Source organism: Burkholderia sp. KBS0801, assembly GCF_005937855.2.
Lineage (GTDB): Bacteria > Pseudomonadota > Gammaproteobacteria > Burkholderiales > Burkholderiaceae > Burkholderia > Burkholderia ambifaria.
Window position 1 is genome coordinate 2,566,396 of the sequence record NZ_CP042178.1, and the last position, 17,368, is coordinate 2,583,763.

Consider the following 17,368-nt stretch of genomic DNA (forward strand, 5'->3'; position numbering starts at 1 on the left):
CCGACATCAATCTTGCTGTTGCATTACTTCCGCGTCGCGACGATGAACAGTCGCGGGAACGGCAGCAGCACGGTGCCGTCGTCGAGCACCGGATAGCCGTCCGGTCCCGCGAGTGCATCGCGATAGCGCGCGATGAACGCGTCGCGTTCGCTGTCGTCGTCCAGCGCCGCGAGGAACGGCCGAAGCGCGCTGCCCTTGAACCATTCGACGACCGCATCGGCGCCGCCGCTCAGCGGATGGTAGTAAGTCGTGCGCCATACATCGACTCGCGAACACATCGGCGACAGCAACGTGTAGTAGTACCGCGCATCGAACCGCTCGGTGCGCGCGGCGTCTTTCAGCTTGTCCGCCCACGGCCCGGCCGCGGCGACTTCCCGCATCAGACGGTGCGCGGGTTCGTCGAGGTTGTCGGGCATCTGCACCGCGAGATGGCCGCCCGGCGCGAGCCAGCCGACGAGTGACGGAAACAGCGCGTCGTGCGCGGGCACCCACTGCAGCACCGCGTTCGACAGGATCAGGTCGTAGCCGCCCGGATCGTCCCAGGTGGAAATATCCGCCAGATCGAAACGCAGCGCGGGCAGGCGCTTGCGCGCAGCCGCGATCATGTCCGGCGACGCGTCGATACCGCGGACCGTCGCGTCGGGCGCACGCGCGATCAGCGCCTCTGTCGAATTTCCCGGCCCGCAGCCGATGTCGATCGCGGTTCGGATCGGCGTATCGGGCACCGCGGCCAGCAGGTCGCGGACAGGCCGCGTGCGTTCGTCTTCGAATCGCACGTACTGTTTCGCGTATTGATCGGGTGGGGTCGTCACGGTAGGCCTCCTGGTCGGCGTGGACGGCGTCGGGAGATCGACAGCCGTCGATGCAGCACATTCTGCGATTTCGGCGTTCGTCAGTAAAATGAATTCAATATCGCCATTGATTCATATTTCTGATGAAAATCGATACGCTTGGTGTCCAGGCTTTCGTCGCGATCGCCGATGGCGGCAGCTTCAGGCAGGCCGCCGATACGCTGCACGTCACGCAAACGGCGATCACGCAACGGCTGCGCAAGCTCGAGTCGTTTCTCGGCGTCGCGCTGGTCGAGCGCACGACGCGCCGCACCACCCTCACCGAAATCGGCCGACGTTTCCTGCCGCAGGCGCGCCGGCTGCTGAACGAGCTGTCGGATGCGCTGACCGAAATCCGCGAGACGGGCCTGAGCCAGCGCGGCGACGTGACGATCGCGTGTTTGCCGACGGTCGGCGTGCAGTATCTCCCCCGCATTCTGCGCGCGTTCTCCGGGCACCGGCCGCACGATCGCGTGAAGATCCTCGATCATGCATCGGCGTCGGTACTGCAAGCCGTGCTGCGGCGTGAAGCGGAATTCGGGATCAGCATCGCAGGCGATCAGCATCCCGAACTTGTCAGCGTGCCGCTCACGCATGATCCGTACGTGCTCGTCTGCCGCGACGATCATCCACTCGCGAAGCGGCGGCGGATTCGCTGGGCGGCGCTGCAGCCGCATCCGCTGATCTTCGCGGGTGAAGTGAGCGGCAATCGCGGGTTGCTCGACGGTGCGTTGAAGACGAGCGGCGTGTCGCTGCATTCGTTCTACGAGGTGCAGCGCAGTTCGACCGCGCTCGGACTCGTCGCGGAAGGTCTCGGCGCGGCCGTGGTGCCGAAGCTCGCCATCCAGAAGAACGCGTATCCGATGATCCGCACGATCGAGCTCGTCGAACCGTCGGTGTCGCGCACACTCGTGCTGGTCAAGCGCAAGGCCGCGCAGCTGTCGCCCGCGGCGCAGGCGCTGTACGACATGATCGTCGAGCGCGCGACGCCGGAGCGGTGACTCGGGCAATGTCGCTCAAAGCGTCTTGACCATGAACACGCGCGCCGCGCCTTCCGGCTCGCACGGCACTTCACCGAATACCTCATACCCGTGCTTCCGGTAGAAATCCGGCGCCTGGAACGTGATCGTGTAAAGCACCGCGCGGGCGCAGCCACGCCGCTTAGCCTCCGCTTCGGCCTCGCGCAGCAGCCGGCTGCCAAAGCCGCCGCCGCGCAGCGATTCCGGCAGGTAGAAGAGATCGATGAAGAACAGGCCGAGCGACGTCCGGCCGGTGAGGCCGCCCAATACCTCGCCGGTCGCGGGATCGGTCACGTAGACGTCGAGCGCCGCCGTGTCGGCGCGGCCCGTCATCGCGTGATTGAATTCGCCGAGCTTGCGGCTGATGAAGTCGCGGGCGGACGGCTGTTCGGTGTCGGTCAGCTGAAGGGAAACGGCGGAATGCGCGGTCATGGAATGAAGGCGTGCGTGAATGGACGGCCGGATGTGCGGAGCGTCCGCAGCGGGTGTCGCACGACTATAGCGCGTCGGGCGTTTGCGCGACGCGAGCCGGCCCTGCGGGCGCGCGGGGATCGGCAATGATCGAGATCGTGCGCCGCGCGAATCTCGCGACGCTGCTACCCCCAACGACCGCCCCGAGCATGGATCTCGTCGCCGTGGCGCTGGAACCAGCGGTGCCGCGGCGTACGGCCCTGTTGCCGCCGCGCGATGAGCCTTATCGCAGCGCGCCAAGGCGGTCGGGCGCTCAGGAGGACTGAGGCGACAGGCAGTGAGCGTATGTGAGAGGCCGCCGCCGGTGTCGCCGGCTGCCACCGGTCCCCCAATAAATCCGATGGATTTGATACCGAAATGGTGCGATTTATCCGTTAAAATCGCCTACCGAGAGCATTCATACGACAAATGCGACGATAAAGTCGCCAACTCATCGTTCTCGATCCAAGAGGGCCACGACGATGAATTCACAAGAACTCGTTCGCGCAATCGCCGGCGGCCTGTTTCAGCAAGGTCGTCTGCTCAAGCTCGATACACCGCTGGGCGAGAATGTGCTGCTGCCCCAGACCGTCCATGGCGCGTCGCGGCTCGGCCGCGAATTCGCATTGACGGTCGACGCCATCTCGACTCGCGACAACATCGAACTGAAAAAGCTGATCGCGCAGCCCGTCACGCTGTGGATCCAACAGCAAGGCGACGCCTACCTGCCGTGGCATGGCTATGCGCAGACCGCACGTCGGCTCGGCTTCGACGGCAGCATCACCGCATACCAGATTCGTTTCATGTCGTGGCTCGGGTTTCTCCGCTACCGCCGCGACCAGCGCATCTGGCAGGACCGCACCGCCGACGAAATCATTACCGACGTATTCAACCAGCATCCGCAAGCCGGCGGCATGTTCCGTTTCACGCTCTCCGCACCGCTGCGAAACCGTTCGTTCTGCATGCAATTCGAGGACGACTGGCATTTCGTCCATCGTCTACTCGAGGATGAAGGCCTGTTCGGCTATTTCGAGCAGGCTCCGGACGGCTCGCACCATACGCTGGTGATCACCGATTCCTTGCACTCGTTGCCAGCCGCCACACCTGCACGCGTGCCATTCCATCGCGCCACCTCGGGCGACGAGACCCAGGCTCTCGCCGAGTGGTCCAGCACGCGCACACTGCAAAGCAGCCGCTACACGACGCGCACCTTCGACTACAAGTCACCCGGCACCGCACTCAATCCAAAAAGCACCGACGTCCCGACCAGGCCGGACCAGGGTGAGTTGCCTGATCAGGCCGAGGTCTACACTTACACGGGCGCCTATACGTACGGCCCCCAAGGTGACGGCAACCGTCAGTCGACCATCCGGATGGAAGAATGGGAGTCGCGCGCCAAGCGGTTCCACGGCATCGGCGGCATGCGCGGCATCGATGCGGGCCGGGTATTCGAACTGACCGACCATCCCGCGCATCCGCCCACCGAACATGACGCCAACCGATTTGCCGTCGTCGAGACGGTCTGGTGGATCAGGAACAACATTCCGGCCACGCCGTCGCCGTTTCCGCACGGGCTGGCCGCGCGCTTCGACGCAATGCAGGCACAGCTCGGCGACGCGGTCAGCGCGATGACCGTACGCCACGCCGACGGCAGCGAGGGTTTCTATTTCGTCGAGGTCGAAGCCCAGCGCCAGGCGGTGCCGTTCCGCAGTCCGTTCGAACATCCGAAGCCCGAGATGCACCTGCAGACCGCAACCGTCGCCGGCCCCAAGGGCGAGGAAGTCCATACCGACGAACTGAACCGCATCAAGGTCCGGTTCCACTGGGATCGCCTTAACGAAGGCGGCGACCGCGCATCGTGCTGGCTTCGCGTCGCATCGTCGGACACGGGCGGCGGGTACGGCAGCGTACACGTGCCGCGCATCGGCGAGGAAGTGATCGTCGACTGGATGTCCGGCGACTGCGACCGGCCGATCGTCACGGCCCGTCTCTACAACGGTGCGACCAAACCGCAGTGGCATACCGACGGCGTGCTGTCGGGCTTCCGTTCGAAGGAATACGCGGGCAGCGGCTACAACCAGCTCGTGATGGACGACGCAACCGGGCAGAACCGCGTGCAGCTCTACAGCAGCATGGCGAACAGCGCACTGCACATCGGTTATCTGATCGAGCAGTCCGGCAATACGCGCGGCGCTTACGTCGGCAGCGGCTTCGACCTGCGGTCCGATGCCTACGGCGCCGTGCGCGCGAGCCAGGGCCTTTACGTCACGACGCATCCGAAGACCGTGTCGAGCCAGCCGCTCGACGTCTGTGAGGCGCAGCAACAGCTCGTCGGCGGCGAAAGCCTGCTCGAATCGTTGTCCGGCGCGAGCGAAGCCCATCAGGCCGACACGCTGCAGCCCGGTCGCGATGCGCTGAAGACGTTTACCGACGCAACGCAGCAGAGCGCGTCCGGCGCGGCTTCGGGCGGACGCACGGCGGGTGGCGGCACCGGCAACGCGAACGCGTTCGCACAGCCCGTGATGCTGTTCGGCAGTCCGGCCGGCATCGGGATGGCCAGCCAGCAGTCGTTGCAGATGGTCGCGGACAAGCACGTCAACGTCATCAGCGGCCAGAGCACGCACATCGCAGCCGGAAAATCGCTGATCGCGAGCGTGATCTCGTCGGTGAGCCTGTTCGCGCAGAACTCGGGAATCAAGCTGTTTGCCGGCAAGGGCAAGGTCGAGATCCGCGCGCATGACGACGACGTGCAGCTCACTGCGCAGAAGACCGTGAAGGTCGTTGCCGCCACCGCGCAAATCGACATCGCATCGAAGCGGCCGATTCTGTTGACCTCCGGCGGTGCATACATTCGCATCGGTAACGGTAGCATCGAGATCCACGCGCCCGGGAAGGTGGATTTCAAGGGAGGCAACCACAGCTTCTCGGGCCCGACCAGCCTCGACTACCCGCTGCCACGCCTGCCCGAAGGCGTATGTTCGGAATGCCGTCGCAGCGCCGCGAAAATGAAATCCGCACTGACGCCCCGCACATGAACGACGCAGCCTCCATGAAGCCGTTTCGCGATCTGACGCGCGCGCTGCCGCTGCCGGCGCAATGGCCGCGCACGAGTGCAGCGCAACGGCACGACGACCTGTGCGACTGGCATCGCACGCGGCAGGCCGGGCACACGCGCCCGTTGCGGCTGATCGCGCTCGTCGACGGCGCGCTGGACGACACCATGCTCGACGCCGCGCGTGTGCGGGGCCTTGCATGGCAATCGCTGTACCCCGACACGATGCTCGAGGCGTCGCGGCCTGAAATCGGTCCGTTCCTGCTCGACCTGAGCGCAGACGACGAGGCATCGCACGCGATGATGCTGGACCTGCTGAATGCCGGCGGCGAGTCGGACCTCGTCGTGTGGCTCGCGACGGGTCATGCGGTGTCCGAACTCGCGGCCTACCTGCATCCGCTTGCCGAGGTCACGCTGCCCGATACGCGACAGGCCTTGCTGCGCTACTACGATCCGTCGGTCCTCGAGAACCTCCTGCCGATCCTGACGCCCGCGCAGCGCCGCGAACTGCTGGCCGCGTTCGTCGAACTGCGTTACCGGTTCGATCCGTGGGAGGCCGTGGCGGGCGACGAACGAGGGCCGCTGCCCGCGCCCGCCGCGACGCCGATCGTGTTCACGGACGCGCAATACGACGCGCTCGCCCGCGAAGGGTTCGCCGAGACCCTCTATTTCCAGTTGCGTGACGAACTGCTGCCGCCGATGTCAGCGGTGCCGGACCGCTGGGGCATTCGCTATGTGAAGGACCTGGTGGCCCGAGCGCGGAGCCGGCATGGGCTCGTGAACGAAAACGATCTCGCGTACTTTGTGCTGGTCGGGATGAACGTGCATCCGGCGTTCGACGCGCATCCGGCGATTGCCGGGAAGATCGCGGCGCGCGGGGACGATCCGCCGCCGTTGTCGGAGTCGCTCGGCGATGTCGATACGGAAGTGTGGACGGAACTGCTGGACGGGCATCCGGTGGCCGGCTATGCAGCCGAACGGCAATCGGCAACGATGGCGGCGGTGGGTGTGCTGCCTGATGTCGGTTGAACGGCGGGGGAATGGGGATGTTGAGCGGAATACGTCGTGTGACTCCTCGGTCGATTGCAATGGCGGTGATGATCGCGGGCGGACTGTGCGGATTGCATGCACAGGCGGAAGTCAGCGGTCCGTATCAGGTCATCAGTTTCAATCACATCGATCGCAGCGTCTACAGCTATCCGATCGATGATTTCGGTGCTGGAGGCGCGTATGCGAACGAGTCCCAAGGCGGCAGCGGCATCGTCTCGCAATGGGTTGCTCGCCGGATCGACGCGCATGTTCCGGACACCCGCTAGACGGGCGAATTTGATGGATCGATCGATGGAATCATGGACATGTTGAGCGTGATGCGCCGTATCGTTCGCGAACCGATCGTGGTCGCCGTCGGGCTACTCGGTAGCGCGTGGTGGGTGCATGCTCAGATTCAGAGCTATGGCCCATACCGCGTCATCGGATACAACTTCGCCGATCGCAGTATCTACAGCGTCAACATTGACGGATTTGGTGCAGGTAACGTTCGCGCACACCAAGCCGGTGGTGGCGGTGGAACCGTGTGCTGCATGGAAGTCCCGCGCAACAAGAAGACCTGGCACATCAAGCTTCGGTACGAATTGACGCCCGAGCAGTACAGGAACAACCTGCCTAACGACGTTTTCGAAACGGACATCGCCATTCCGCCGCTTCCCGACAAGCACGGCGGGTATATCGAGTTTTACTTCCGACCGGAACATAAGATCGAGGCGCGATGGGCGGCATCCCCGACAGATCCACGCAACCCGAATACTACGGGCAATGCGTTGTCTGCGAACTGAGTGGCAAGAACATCGACATGTTGAATTTTCATCATCGCCTCATTCGTAACCCGATCGCGATCGCGGCATTGCTGCTCGCGGGTTCATGGGGTGCGCACGCGCAGATGGCAAGATACGGTCCTTATCGCGTCGTGGGTTTCAACTACACCGATCGAAGCATTGCGTTTTTTACGATCGATGGATTCGGAGCCGGCGGTGTCAACGCGCATGAATCCAGTGGCGGTGGAGGAACGGTATGTTGCATGAGCGTGCCGCGAAACGGGAAAATGTGGCATATCAAGATCGCCTACGAACTGACACAGGAGCAGTACAAAAAAGATTTGCCGAACGACGTATACGAAACTGACATTCCTGCCCCATCGTTGCTCAACAAACACGACGGATACATCGAATTTCATTTTCTGCCTGATCGCCGGATCGAAGCCAAATGGGTAAAGTATCCGGCGGGCCTGCACAACTCGAGTACAACGCACAACGCGTCGTCCACGACGAACTGAGCGGCTGGAACACCAATATGCAGGATCTTCTTCGCCGCCTCATTCACAACCCGATCGGGATCGCCGTGCTGCTACTTGGCGGGGCATGTTGGGCGCATGCGCAAACCGCGAACTACGGCCCGTATCGCGTCATCGGATACAACTATACGGACAGAAGCATCTACAGTTTCACGATCGACGGATTCGGGGCCGGCGGCTCTACCGCCCACAAACCTGGCGGCGGTGGGAAGTCCGTATGCTGCATGGAAGTCCCGCGGGGCAAAAAGATCTGGCACGTCAAGATTGAGTACGAGTTGACCCAGGAGCAGTACAAGAACAACTTGCCGTCTGACGTTTACGAAACGGACATTCCTGTACCAGCCTTGCCGAACAAATCGCAGGGATACATCGAATTCCATTTCCTGCCTGATCGCAAGATCGAAGCCAAATGGGTCGAGTCCCCGACAGATCCACGCAACCCAAATACAACTAGCAATGCGTCGTTCGCGACGAATTAAACGACAGGAACAACGACATGCCGAATTTTCTTCGCCGCCTCATTCGCAACCCGATCGTCGTCGCCGTCGTGCTGCTGGGTGGCGCATGGTGGGTGCATGCACAGACCGCCAGCTACGGCCCCTATCACGTGGTGGGTTTCAACTACACCGACCGTGGCGTCTACAACTTTGTCGTCGACGGCTTCGGCGCCGGCAGCGTGCACGCCCGCCAGTTCGGCGGTGGCGGCGGTACGGTCTGCTGCATGGAAGTGCCGCGCAACAAGAAGACCTGGCACCTCAAGGTCACATACGATCTGACGCCTGAGGAAGATGCAAAGAACATGTCGCCGGAAATCTACGAGACGGACATCGCCGTCCCGGAGTTGCCGGACAAGCGTGACGGCTATATCGAGTTTCATTTTCTGTCCGGCCGCAAGATTGAAGCCCAATGGGTCAAGTATCCGACGATGCCGCGCATGCGCGCCAACAACTAGTCGAGCGAGGAAATCATGCCGAATGGAACCGCAGCCGCGCAAGGTGCCACGCAAAACCAATCCGAATCCGGCGCCGCAGCGTCTCGCATCGCACGCGCCGCGAGCGTCAGTGCTCAATTGCCGGCCGATCCGCCGAGTCCGTGCTTCCGCTGCAATCAGGAGATCTATCAAAGCTTCTTCTTCGACGGTTTCGCGCAAGGAATGACTGACACCGATCGACTGTCGAATATCGCGCGCCTCTTCAACGCGCATGCGGACAGCAGCGACGAGTTCGGCATCTACAAGATGTATTACGAGGGCATGGGTCGCGACCTGTCGGTGAAAACCGTCGGTACGGCCAAGAAGATCGTGACCGACTCCAGCAACGCACTCCTCAAGGAAGCCGACAGCAAGGTGATCAAGGAGCCGGGCAAGAAGATCGCCGCCGACATTGGCCAGCGATTTCGCGACACCGCTGCGGACAAAGGCCTGCTGACGCGAGGCAAGTCGTCGATCCTGGACGGACTGGACCATGCGGGCGAGACCGCGCGAGGCCAGATCAGGAAATCGCTGACGCCTAAGAAAGTCGGCGCCGATCTGCTGCCGGCCGCCGTGACGATCGCGGCAGACTCCGTCCCGGTCGTCCGCGACAGCGAATTCGCGGCCGGCTACATGGGCACGGGTTTCGATGCACGCGTCAACAAGGCGATCGCCGATTTCAAGGGCAACGTCGATCATGCACGGGCAGCCGACAATCGCGAAATCAAGCGCATCCGTGTGTCACTGTTCGGCTATGACCGTGGCGGCGTCATTGCCCGGAAGTTCGCGAACGAACTGATCGAAAAGGCCTGCAAGAAGAAGGACGGGAAAATCACTTACGACGGAATCGAAGTCCAGTTCGATTTCATGGGACTCTTCGACTGCGTATCGACTTCATACGCGGATTCGATTTTCGCCAAAGTCGTCGCGCCGGTGCTGAGTGTCGTTCCCGGAGAGGGGAAAGTCGCCAGCCTCAGCATCAAGGGATTGAGCCTTTTCGTCGCACTGTCCAAGCAATCGCTCGGTCAATTCGATATCCAGAAGGAATTCAAGTCGATCGTCCACCACGTCGCCGCGACCGAGCTGCGCTTTTACAAGAATCTGGATTCGCCCCGGAAATCGGCGGATCACGCCAATCTTCAGGAAATCGTCTATCCAGGCAGTCAGTCGGATGTCGGCGGCGGATTCGTTGAAGGAGAGGATCAGAAATCGGCCGAACTCGCGCGCGTATCCGCCCGCAACATGCTGGACCGCGCGTGGTCGGCCGGCGTACCGATGCTGCCGCTTGCGAAGTTGCGGACGGTCTCGCCAATAGCCGCACGCGAATTCGACTATCGGAAGACCGTCAATGTCAACGGCAAGGATCTCAACGTCAACGACCTGTTCGGCGCGTATACCGCCATGCTGCCGAAATCGAACGGCCCACTCGAAACGCACTTCCTCGAACACCAGAAATTGTTCGTGTCATGGGCACGTCATGTCCACGATCGCACTGCGCACGAAAGTATCGGCAACAACCTGTTCATCAACACCGTGGACGCCAACGTCTACAACGCCGTCTTCCCGCACGGTGGTGGGTTGCCGAACTACGAAGGCCGTGACTGGTACTACAAGAGCCAGGATCCTACCTCCAAGGTTCCGCAGCTCACCTTCGGCGAGCGCCGTACGGTCGACGACATTTCGGACAAGACGGTGCGAGCATTGGCTACCGCATGGGTACATCCGCCGAAGCTGTCACCGGAAGTGATCGCGTTCTTCGACAACTTCGTGCACAACACGATTACCCGGCTCAACAATGTGTCGCTCGGCGACGGCGTATTCATGCAGCTTCGCGAAATCGAGGAGAAAGGCTGGGTCGCGCGCAAGACCGACGCGGCAAAGGACTACGTCGAGAAAGTCCTCGCCAATGTGTCGAAGAACATCCAGGATGCGCAGGACGAATACATCAGGCAGGTCACATCCGGCCAGATTCCGCACGGCGCTTCGATCGGCGATCTCTCCGGCGACTGAGCAGCTGCCCGGAGCAATACCATCCCCTGCCACGCCGGCAGGCAATGCGAAACCACCCGGCGCATACGCGACCGGGTGGCGCCCACGTTCAATCCCGCGTCAGTTATACCCAAGAATCGCCACCGCCGCGACATCCGGCCGATCCATCGTACCGCCGACGAGCGACGTCATCGGCTCCTGCAGCACCGCCTGATACGACGTCACGTGCACTTCTTCCGGCGCGCCGGATTCGTCCCACGTCGGCTCGTCGAATGCATCGAGGCCAGTGAAAAACCGAGCTTGCGTTTGCGTAAAAGTCATCTCCACTCCTTTTGATATGTCATTGATGTTCTAATTCGCCTGCTTCAACGCCGCCGCATGCACCGTCGGCACGGATGCACCGTCATGCGTGGCCTCCGACCGCGCGAGCTGCGCGCGCGTGCGTCGCGTGATATGAATCACCGCGAACACGACCGGCGCGATCAGCAGGCCTTCCGCCAGTTCGGGATCGACCTGCAGGTTCATCACATGCAGCGCCTTGAACGCCGCGGTCGCAAGCGACAGCACGTAGTACGAAATGGCTGCCACCGACAGCCCTTCCACGGCGTGCTGCAGATGAAGCTGATTGCGCGCCGTGCGCTCCATACCGACTAGCAGCCGCGTCACGTCCTTTTCCTGCGCAAGATTCACGCGCGTGCGCAGCAGGTCGACCGCTCGCGCAATCCGCGCGGCGATCTGCTCATGACGCGCCCACACGCTGCGGCAGGTTTCCATAGCCGGCGCGAAGCGCCGTTCCATGAATTCCGCGATCGTCGGCATCCCTTCGATGCGCTCCTCGCGCAATTCCTGGATGCGCGCCAGCACGAGCTTTTCGTATGCACGCGACGCGCTGAAGCGGCCGCCGGACCCCGACAGCGCTTCGACCCGCACCGCCAGATGCGTGAGCTTCACGAGCAGGGCCGCGTCGTCGCCGTCGGCGCCGCTCGCGTCCATCCGCTGCATCAGCGCATGCAGCGCCGCGTGAATCTCGTCGAGCTCGCGGCTCATCCGCCGCGCGACCGGCAACGCGAGCAGCGCCATCATCCGGTACGTCTCGATTTCATACAGACGCTGCAGCAGCCGCCCGCCCTGTTCCTCGCGGAAATCCTCGTCGACGACGAGAAAGCGCATGAAGCCGTCGTCGCGCACGTGCCAGTCGCAGAACACCTTGCCGCCGCCGAGCACGTTGCTGCCGACGAGCGCGGGCCCGTCGATCCAGCGGCGCAGGTCGCCGCACACGAGCCGCGCGGCATCGCCCGACAGCAACTCCATGCGCACCGCGACGAAGCGGATGCCCGCGAGGCGCGCGAACCATGCGGCCGGGATCCCGTCGATCGCGAGATCGTCGAAATAGCCGGTGTCGCGACGCGGCGCGACGAACGTGAAGGTCGAGAATTCGGTGTGGCGCTCCCACTTCAGATGCCAGCCGCACGGCGACTGCACCGCGTAGTGGGTCGCGCCGTCTTGCGGCACGGCGATGCCGGTGTCGCGGCACAGCGCGTGCAGCAGCGTTTCGTGGATGTCGGGCTGGCCGTCGGTGTAGATCGCGTAATGCGTGAGCGACACAGCCTCGGCGAGCCGCAGGAACGGCCGGGCATGCAATTCGGCGGCCAGTGCGGCGCGCAACGGATGATCCATCATCGATACACCACTCTTCCCTGTTCAACGCTGCATGCCGGCACGCCGGCTGATTGCCGCACCACATCGAACGATACGGCGGGCTCGATTCCACTATGGCAGACACACAGCGACAATAAAAACGCATAATGCTGATCGTTACGTTCAGTTTTCCTGATACCGATGAAGATGCTCGATCACGACGTGCTGGCCACCGTCGTCGCCGTCGCGGAAACCGGCAACATGACCCGCGCCGCCGAAGCGGTGAACCGCTCGCAGTCGGCCGTGAGCATGCAGATCAAGAGCCTCGAGGACGCGATCGGCCGGCCGCTGTTCGTACGCAAGCCGCGCAGCATCGTGCTCACGCGCGAAGGCGAGGTCTTGCTCGGATTCGCCAGACGAATGCTGGCGCTGCGCGACGAGGCGTGGGCGGCCGTGGTGCGGCCGGAAGTGACCGGTAAGGTGGTGATCGGCGTGCCGGACGACTATGCGTCGTCGCTGCTGCCTTCGGTGCTGAAGAAGTTCTCGGCGACCTATCCGAAGGTCGAGATCCAGGTGATCGGGCTGCCGAGCAGCGCGCTCGCGCCGCTCTTGAAGGAGGGCACCGTCGATCTCGTCTGCGGCACGCGCATCAAGGGGCTGTCCGGCGACTTCATCCGCCACGAGCCGATGGCGTGGGCCGCGATGACGAATGGGCCGCGCGTATGGGAAGAACGGCCGCTGCCGATCGCGGTGTTCATGCCGGGCAGCGTCGCACGCGAGAACGCGATCCGCAGCCTCGAGCGCGCGAAGCTGCCGTTCCGCACTTCCTATGAAAGCCCGAGCCTGCTCGGGCTGCTCAGCATGGTGGAGGCAGGCCTCGCGGTCGCGCCGCTCGCGCGCTGCGCGATTCCCGCGCAGCTGTCGATGCTCGGCCGCTCGCACGGGTTGCCCGACCTGCCGCCGCTCGAGCTGATCCTCGCGCGCAGCACGAAATCGAAGCGTCCGCCCTGCGACTTTCTCGCGGATCAGTTGATGGAAGACCTGCAGCGGCAAACCGGCCAGGCCGGCGATGCCTGAAGTGTGAGCGGGCGGGCGCCGCCAGCGCCGTCACGAACCGCCGGGCCGCGGATGGCCGGCCGCGAGCAACGCGGCGTTGACGATGCCTGCCACGGTGTCGACGAGCGCCTCGAGCGTGTCGCCGTGCACGTGCCGCGTGGCCGGCGGAACGCATTCGTTGCACCGGCCGCCCCACTGCGACCCGGCCGTCACCGACAGCGTCGCGCCGAACCGGTTGCCGTGCCGTCGACCGAAGATGCCGACGCGCTGCTCGCCCATATACGCCTGCTCGGGCAGAAACAGCCGGATCTCGACTGCTACCTGCCCGGGATCGCCGGCGCGCGAGTTCGCGTCGACACCCGGCTCGAATACCTTCGCGATGCGAAACGTCACGTGCGAATCCCACGCGGCCAGCGGGCCGCCGGCCGCGTCGACACGTTCGATGTCGACCGACCATTGATGGCGATCCGGCAAGCGGATCGCCTGGCGCAGCAGCACGTCCGCCGCGCGAACCGTCACCAGCAACTGCCGGGCGAGCTGTCTGCCCGACGGCAGTGTCACCACGCGCACGCGACGGCTAGCGGGACGCGCGGTGTGTACTTCTTCCGTGAGGTACATGGATCCTCCTTGGCGAAGGCAGCGCCGCATTCGACGCGGGCCACAAACGTCCGCTGCGATCGGCCGGCGGAGCACCGCGGCCGAATAAAACGGCGACGAATCTACCTGCAAGCAATCGGCGTTCCCAGCCTGACGAACCCAGTTTAGAAGGCACTGCATCAATACCGTGCAAAAAAACGGGGTTGCGGTGCAAAAAACGGCATGCGGGATGATCGATACGTAGCGGGGGTGGCGCTGCCGGTTCCCGTCAACGCTGACAGGACCACCGCCCATGCTCCGCCGATACGCGGCGCGCTGCGCACGGTATGGCCGCCGTCCGCCATGCACGGCTTTGACAAGCTCGCGTTGCTCGTCGCTTATCTGGTGTTGTCAGCCGGCTTGAGCGCCGTCATCGCGCGCGGCTATGCGACGCCGCTCGACCGCTTCATCCGGCAGGCCGCGTCGCGACCTGCGCCACGCATGCCGGACGCTGCGGCATGAGCCGCATCCGGAAGCACTTGCAGGGTCGATGAAAGGAAGCGCGGTATCACACCGGCATCACGCCACTTCTCCGATGGCGGCGCGGCGCATCGTCACGATGCGCGCGGGCGGAATATTTGCCCACACGATCCGGCTGGCGTCGGCAACAAATGCCGGATCGCCGAGCGGATGACGGTCGGGCGATCGCAGGTCGTAGGTGAACTGGATCATCACACCGTCGACCGCCAGCACGCGCTGGCACTGACTGACGATCGCCGTCACATCCTGGCGCGGCAGCGTGCGCAGCGGCAGGCACGACACGATTGCGTCGACCCGCGCGTCGCTCGGCAGCAGGCGCTCGAGCTGTCGAGCGTCGCCCGACACGATCGAAATACCGGGAAAGCGCCGCCGCAGGTGCTGGACGAACGCGGGCGACCGCTCCACCACGACGAGGCGCCGCGGCGCGACGCCGCGCTCGAGCAGCGCGGCGGTGATCGCGCCGGTGCCGCCGCCGAGCTCGACGACGAGCCCGTCGCCATCCGGCACCACATCGGCCATCTCGCGCGCCAGATGCCGCGAACTCGGGCACAACGCGCCCACCGCGGCCGGGCGGCCGACCCACTCGCGTACGAACAATGCCGAGACGCGCAACGCGTTCGGCCAGATCATCGGCCCACCCTGCGCGATTGCGCGTTCAGCTTCGACGTGCCGATGAGCGTTGGGAACAGGGGTACGACGACACCGGGCATTTTCACGTGCATCCTCCTCGACAAATCGATCCGCCGCGGCGAAGCGGCGATCAATCGATTCTAGGAAACGCAAACTTAAGGCGACATGAAGATTGTGCCTGATTGCGCCATCGAGGCGGGCATGCCGCCGCCGAACACCCGCTCAGCGGTCGACGCGCTGCTGAAGCTGCGCGGGGTAGCGCTCACCGCCGTGCTGCCGTGCGGGCGGGCCCGCCGTCGCCGCGCTCGACGCCGCGATCGCCCGCAACCTGTCATCCGGTCGGATCCGCCATCCGCCGGCCGCGATGCGACTGTTCGTGCAGGCCGTGCGCGAATGGACGGCTGCCGGGGGCGACACGTTGACCGATTGACGGTACGCGCCGCCCCGCCACCTCACCTGCCACTCACCGTAGGTTGGTCCGCGCCAGTTCGACGATCTCGTCCCCGCGCCCGCTCAGGATCGCGCGCAGCATGAACAGGCTGAACCCTTTCGCATGCGCGATCTCGATCTTCGGCGGCATCGCGAGTTCGTACTTCGACGTGACGACGTCGACGACCGCCGGCCCGTCGTGCGCGAACGCGGTGCGCAGCGCGTGCTCGACGTTCTCCGAATGCTCGACGCGCACGCTGAAGATCCCCGCGCCCTTCGCGATTGCCGCGAAGTCGGTCGGGCTCAGGTCGACGTTCGTGTCGAGATAGCCGGCCGCCTTCAGTTCCATCGACACGAAGCCGAGCAGGCTGTTGTTGTAGACGACGATCTTGATCGGCAGGTTGAGCTGCCGCGCGCTCAGCAGATCGCCGAGCAGCATCGACAGCCCGCCGTCACCCGACAGCGACACGACCTGCCGCCCCGGATGCGCGCCCTGCGCGCCGAGCGCCTGCGGCATCGCGTTGGCCATCGAGCCGTGATTGAACGAGCCGTGCAGCTGGCGCTTGCCGTTCATCGTCAGGTAGCGCGCAGCCCACAATGTGGGCGTGCCGACGTCGGCCGTGAAGATCGCATCGTCGGCCGCGACTTCGTCGACGATCTTCGTCAGATATTGCGGATGGATCGCGCGTCCCGGCGGCTCCGCCACCGCGAGATCGTCGAGCCCCTTGCGCGCGGCCGCGTAGTGCTTCAGCGCGTTCTCGAGGAAGCGCCGCTGCGTCTTGCGCGTGAGGCGCGGCAGCAGCGCCGCGATCGTTTCCTTCACGGTGCCGACGAGCCCGAGCGCGAGCGGCGCGCGATGGCCGAGCTGCGAACCCTTCCAGTCGATCTGCACGATCTTCGCGTTCGCCGGATAGAACGGCCGGTACGGGAAATCCGTGCCGAGCATCAGCAGCGTGTCGCACGATTCCATCGCGTGATAGCCCGAGCTGAAGCCGATCAGCCCCGTCATCCCGACGTCGAACGGGTTGTCCCATTCGACGAACTGCTTGCCGCGCAGCGCATGCACGACCGGCGCGCCGAGCGTGTCGGCCAGCGCGACCACTTCGTCGTGTGCGCCCTGCGTGCCGCTGCCGCACAGCAGCGTGACCGCGTCCGATGCATTGAGCAGCGCCGCGAGCCGGTCGAGATCGGCGTCGGCCGGCAGGATCGACGGCGGCGCCGATTCGCTCCACGCGGGCGCTTCTTCGGGGCCGTCGCCGAGCGCGATATCGCCCGGCAGCACGATCACCGCGACGCCGCGTTCCTCGATCGCCGTGCGCATCGCGCGCGCGAGCACGCGCGGGAACTGCGACGCGTTGGTCACGAGTTCCGCGAAATGGCTGCATTCGCGGAACAGTTCCTGCGGATGGGTTTCCTGGAAGTAGCCGAGACCGATCTCCGTCGACGGAATGTGCGCGGCGATCGCGAGCACCGGCTGGTGATTGCGGTGGCAGTCGTACAAGCCGTTGATCAGGTGCAGGTTGCCGGGGCCGCAACTGCCCGCGCACACCGCGAGCCGGCCGGTCGATGCCGCATCCGCGCCGGCCGCGAACGCGGCGCTTTCCTCGTGACGCGTATGCATCCAGCGGATCGAGCCCATCTGGCTCAGGCTGAACGACAACCCGTTCAGGCTGTCGCCCGTCACGCCCCAGATGCGCTCGACGCCCGCTGCCGCCAGCGTCTTCGCCAGGTATTCCGCCATCGTCTGTCTTGCCATCACGCCCTCACTCGTTGATTGATCGAGACATGCATGAACCGGCCGTGCGCTCGCACGCATCGCCGACCGGACGAGCATACGCGACT

18 protein-coding genes and 1 pseudogene are annotated in these 17,368 nt (G+C 64.3%); 12 read left to right on the plus strand and 7 right to left on the minus strand.

The features are described from left to right. Positions 1 to 23 precede the first annotated feature (23 nt). Positions 24 to 812 (minus strand): trans-aconitate 2-methyltransferase, encoded by a 789-nt coding sequence (tam, locus tag FFI87_RS28395; protein WP_138849891.1) that lies wholly within the window; start codon positions 810 to 812, stop codon positions 24 to 26. 122 nt (positions 813 to 934) lie between these two features. Here tam and FFI87_RS28400 point away from each other — a divergent pair, with 122 nt between their 5' ends. Next, on the plus strand, positions 935 to 1,831 hold the full coding sequence (locus tag FFI87_RS28400) for a LysR family transcriptional regulator (RefSeq protein WP_138849890.1): 897 nt from the start codon (positions 935 to 937) through the stop codon (positions 1,829 to 1,831). 15 nt (positions 1,832 to 1,846) lie between these two features. Here the strand turns inward: FFI87_RS28400 and FFI87_RS28405 are convergent, their stop codons facing one another. Continuing rightward, a complete protein-coding gene (locus tag FFI87_RS28405; RefSeq protein ID WP_138849889.1) occupies positions 1,847 to 2,281 on the minus strand; it encodes a GNAT family N-acetyltransferase in 435 nt (144 codons plus the stop codon). Positions 2,282 to 2,406: 125 nt separating this feature from the next. On the opposite strand from FFI87_RS28405, the gene FFI87_RS28410 reads away from it, so the two are divergent. The 9 genes from FFI87_RS28410 to FFI87_RS28450 all read left to right on the plus strand — a co-directional run bounded on the left by FFI87_RS28410 (position 2,407) and on the right by FFI87_RS28450 (position 10,678). After that, the gene (locus FFI87_RS28410; protein ID WP_138849888.1) at positions 2,407 to 2,586 is read left to right on the plus strand and encodes a hypothetical protein; all 180 of its coding nucleotides are present in this window, start codon (positions 2,407 to 2,409) and stop codon (positions 2,584 to 2,586) included. 195 nt (positions 2,587 to 2,781) lie between these two features. After that, entirely contained in the window at positions 2,782 to 5,334 is a 2,553-nt protein-coding gene (locus FFI87_RS28415; protein ID WP_138849887.1) for a type VI secretion system Vgr family protein, read from the plus strand. A 14-nt stretch (positions 5,335 to 5,348) separates the two neighbouring features. After that, positions 5,349 to 6,380 carry a DUF4123 domain-containing protein gene (locus tag FFI87_RS28420; RefSeq protein WP_261378598.1) on the plus strand — a complete coding sequence of 344 codons (1,032 nt, stop codon included), beginning with the start codon at positions 5,349 to 5,351 and terminating at the stop codon, positions 6,378 to 6,380. 59 nt (positions 6,381 to 6,439) lie between these two features. Further along, a complete protein-coding gene (locus FFI87_RS28425; protein WP_138849885.1) occupies positions 6,440 to 6,667 on the plus strand; it encodes a hypothetical protein in 228 nt (75 codons plus the stop codon). Positions 6,668 to 6,700: 33 nt separating this feature from the next. Beyond that, on the plus strand, positions 6,701 to 7,183 hold the full coding sequence (locus FFI87_RS28430) for a DUF3304 domain-containing protein (RefSeq protein ID WP_138849884.1): 483 nt from the start codon (positions 6,701 to 6,703) through the stop codon (positions 7,181 to 7,183). 17 nt (positions 7,184 to 7,200) lie between these two features. Continuing rightward, positions 7,201 to 7,680 carry a DUF3304 domain-containing protein gene (locus tag FFI87_RS28435; protein ID WP_138849883.1) on the plus strand — a complete coding sequence of 160 codons (480 nt, stop codon included), beginning with the start codon at positions 7,201 to 7,203 and terminating at the stop codon, positions 7,678 to 7,680. Positions 7,681 to 7,697: 17 nt separating this feature from the next. Beyond that, entirely contained in the window at positions 7,698 to 8,177 is a 480-nt protein-coding gene (locus tag FFI87_RS28440; protein ID WP_012365228.1) for a DUF3304 domain-containing protein, read from the plus strand. Positions 8,178 to 8,194: 17 nt separating this feature from the next. After that, positions 8,195 to 8,650: a DUF3304 domain-containing protein gene (locus FFI87_RS28445; protein WP_012365227.1), complete on the plus strand. Its 456-nt coding sequence runs from the start codon at positions 8,195 to 8,197 to the stop codon at positions 8,648 to 8,650. 15 nt (positions 8,651 to 8,665) lie between these two features. Then, on the plus strand, positions 8,666 to 10,678 hold the full coding sequence (locus FFI87_RS28450) for a phospholipase effector Tle1 domain-containing protein (protein WP_138849882.1): 2,013 nt from the start codon (positions 8,666 to 8,668) through the stop codon (positions 10,676 to 10,678). Between the two features lie 99 nt (positions 10,679 to 10,777). On the opposite strand, the gene FFI87_RS28455 is transcribed toward FFI87_RS28450, so the two are convergent. Together FFI87_RS28455 and FFI87_RS28460 are read right to left on the minus strand one after the other, a co-directional pair. Further along, positions 10,778 to 10,978: a hypothetical protein gene (locus FFI87_RS28455; RefSeq protein WP_138849881.1), complete on the minus strand. Its 201-nt coding sequence runs from the start codon at positions 10,976 to 10,978 to the stop codon at positions 10,778 to 10,780. A gap of 30 nt (positions 10,979 to 11,008) precedes the next feature. Further along, the gene (locus FFI87_RS28460) at positions 11,009 to 12,337 is read right to left on the minus strand and encodes a DUF3422 family protein (RefSeq protein ID WP_138849880.1); all 1,329 of its coding nucleotides are present in this window, start codon (positions 12,335 to 12,337) and stop codon (positions 11,009 to 11,011) included. Positions 12,338 to 12,496: 159 nt separating this feature from the next. Between FFI87_RS28460 and FFI87_RS28465 the strand changes: the two genes are divergently transcribed. Then, a complete protein-coding gene (locus tag FFI87_RS28465) occupies positions 12,497 to 13,372 on the plus strand; it encodes a LysR family transcriptional regulator (RefSeq protein ID WP_012365223.1) in 876 nt (291 codons plus the stop codon). Positions 13,373 to 13,402: 30 nt separating this feature from the next. Here the strand turns inward: FFI87_RS28465 and FFI87_RS28470 are convergent, their stop codons facing one another. Continuing rightward, positions 13,403 to 13,969: a hypothetical protein gene (locus FFI87_RS28470; RefSeq protein WP_138849879.1), complete on the minus strand. Its 567-nt coding sequence runs from the start codon at positions 13,967 to 13,969 to the stop codon at positions 13,403 to 13,405. Positions 13,970 to 14,251: 282 nt separating this feature from the next. On the opposite strand from FFI87_RS28470, the pseudogene FFI87_RS28475 reads away from it, so the two are divergent. Further along, a pseudogene (locus FFI87_RS28475) lies at positions 14,252 to 14,449 on the plus strand (acyltransferase); the annotation flags it as partial. A 57-nt stretch (positions 14,450 to 14,506) separates the two neighbouring features. On the opposite strand, the gene FFI87_RS28480 reads toward FFI87_RS28475, so the two are convergent. Continuing rightward, positions 14,507 to 15,097, minus strand: a complete 591-nt coding sequence (locus FFI87_RS28480) for a class I SAM-dependent methyltransferase (protein WP_012365221.1) — start codon at positions 15,095 to 15,097, stop codon at positions 14,507 to 14,509. A gap of 463 nt (positions 15,098 to 15,560) precedes the next feature. Then, positions 15,561 to 17,282, minus strand: coding sequence for a ubiquinone-dependent pyruvate dehydrogenase (poxB, locus tag FFI87_RS28485; RefSeq protein ID WP_012365219.1), 1,722 nt, complete (start codon positions 17,280 to 17,282; stop codon positions 15,561 to 15,563). Positions 17,283 to 17,368 lie beyond the last annotated feature (86 nt).

Bases quoted from the DNA above. Each gene is read 5' to 3' on its own strand.
- FFI87_RS28480 (WP_012365221.1), bottom strand. From the start codon at position 15,097: ATGATCTGGCCGAACGCGTTGCGCGTCTCGGCATTGTTCGTACGCGAG.
- FFI87_RS28465 (WP_012365223.1), top strand. From the start codon at position 12,497: ATGAAGATGCTCGATCACGACGTGCTGGCCACCGTCGTCGCCGTCGCG.
- FFI87_RS28415 (WP_138849887.1), top strand. From the start codon at position 2,782: ATGAATTCACAAGAACTCGTTCGCGCAATCGCCGGCGGCCTGTTTCAG.
- FFI87_RS28455 (WP_138849881.1), bottom strand. From the start codon at position 10,978: ATGACTTTTACGCAAACGCAAGCTCGGTTTTTCACTGGCCTCGATGCA.
- FFI87_RS28425 (WP_138849885.1), top strand. From the start codon at position 6,440: ATGGCGGTGATGATCGCGGGCGGACTGTGCGGATTGCATGCACAGGCG.
- FFI87_RS28435 (WP_138849883.1), top strand. From the start codon at position 7,201: ATGTTGAATTTTCATCATCGCCTCATTCGTAACCCGATCGCGATCGCG.
- FFI87_RS28440 (WP_012365228.1), top strand. From the start codon at position 7,698: ATGCAGGATCTTCTTCGCCGCCTCATTCACAACCCGATCGGGATCGCC.
- FFI87_RS28400 (WP_138849890.1), top strand. From the start codon at position 935: ATGAAAATCGATACGCTTGGTGTCCAGGCTTTCGTCGCGATCGCCGAT.
- FFI87_RS28470 (WP_138849879.1), bottom strand. From the start codon at position 13,969: ATGTACCTCACGGAAGAAGTACACACCGCGCGTCCCGCTAGCCGTCGC.
- FFI87_RS28460 (WP_138849880.1), bottom strand. From the start codon at position 12,337: ATGATGGATCATCCGTTGCGCGCCGCACTGGCCGCCGAATTGCATGCC.
- FFI87_RS28405 (WP_138849889.1), bottom strand. From the start codon at position 2,281: ATGACCGCGCATTCCGCCGTTTCCCTTCAGCTGACCGACACCGAACAG.
- FFI87_RS28450 (WP_138849882.1), top strand. From the start codon at position 8,666: ATGCCGAATGGAACCGCAGCCGCGCAAGGTGCCACGCAAAACCAATCC.
- FFI87_RS28420 (WP_261378598.1), top strand. From the start codon at position 5,349: ATGAAGCCGTTTCGCGATCTGACGCGCGCGCTGCCGCTGCCGGCGCAA.
- FFI87_RS28445 (WP_012365227.1), top strand. From the start codon at position 8,195: ATGCCGAATTTTCTTCGCCGCCTCATTCGCAACCCGATCGTCGTCGCC.
- FFI87_RS28410 (WP_138849888.1), top strand. From the start codon at position 2,407: ATGATCGAGATCGTGCGCCGCGCGAATCTCGCGACGCTGCTACCCCCA.
- poxB (WP_012365219.1), bottom strand. From the start codon at position 17,282: ATGGCAAGACAGACGATGGCGGAATACCTGGCGAAGACGCTGGCGGCA.
- FFI87_RS28430 (WP_138849884.1), top strand. From the start codon at position 6,701: ATGGACATGTTGAGCGTGATGCGCCGTATCGTTCGCGAACCGATCGTG.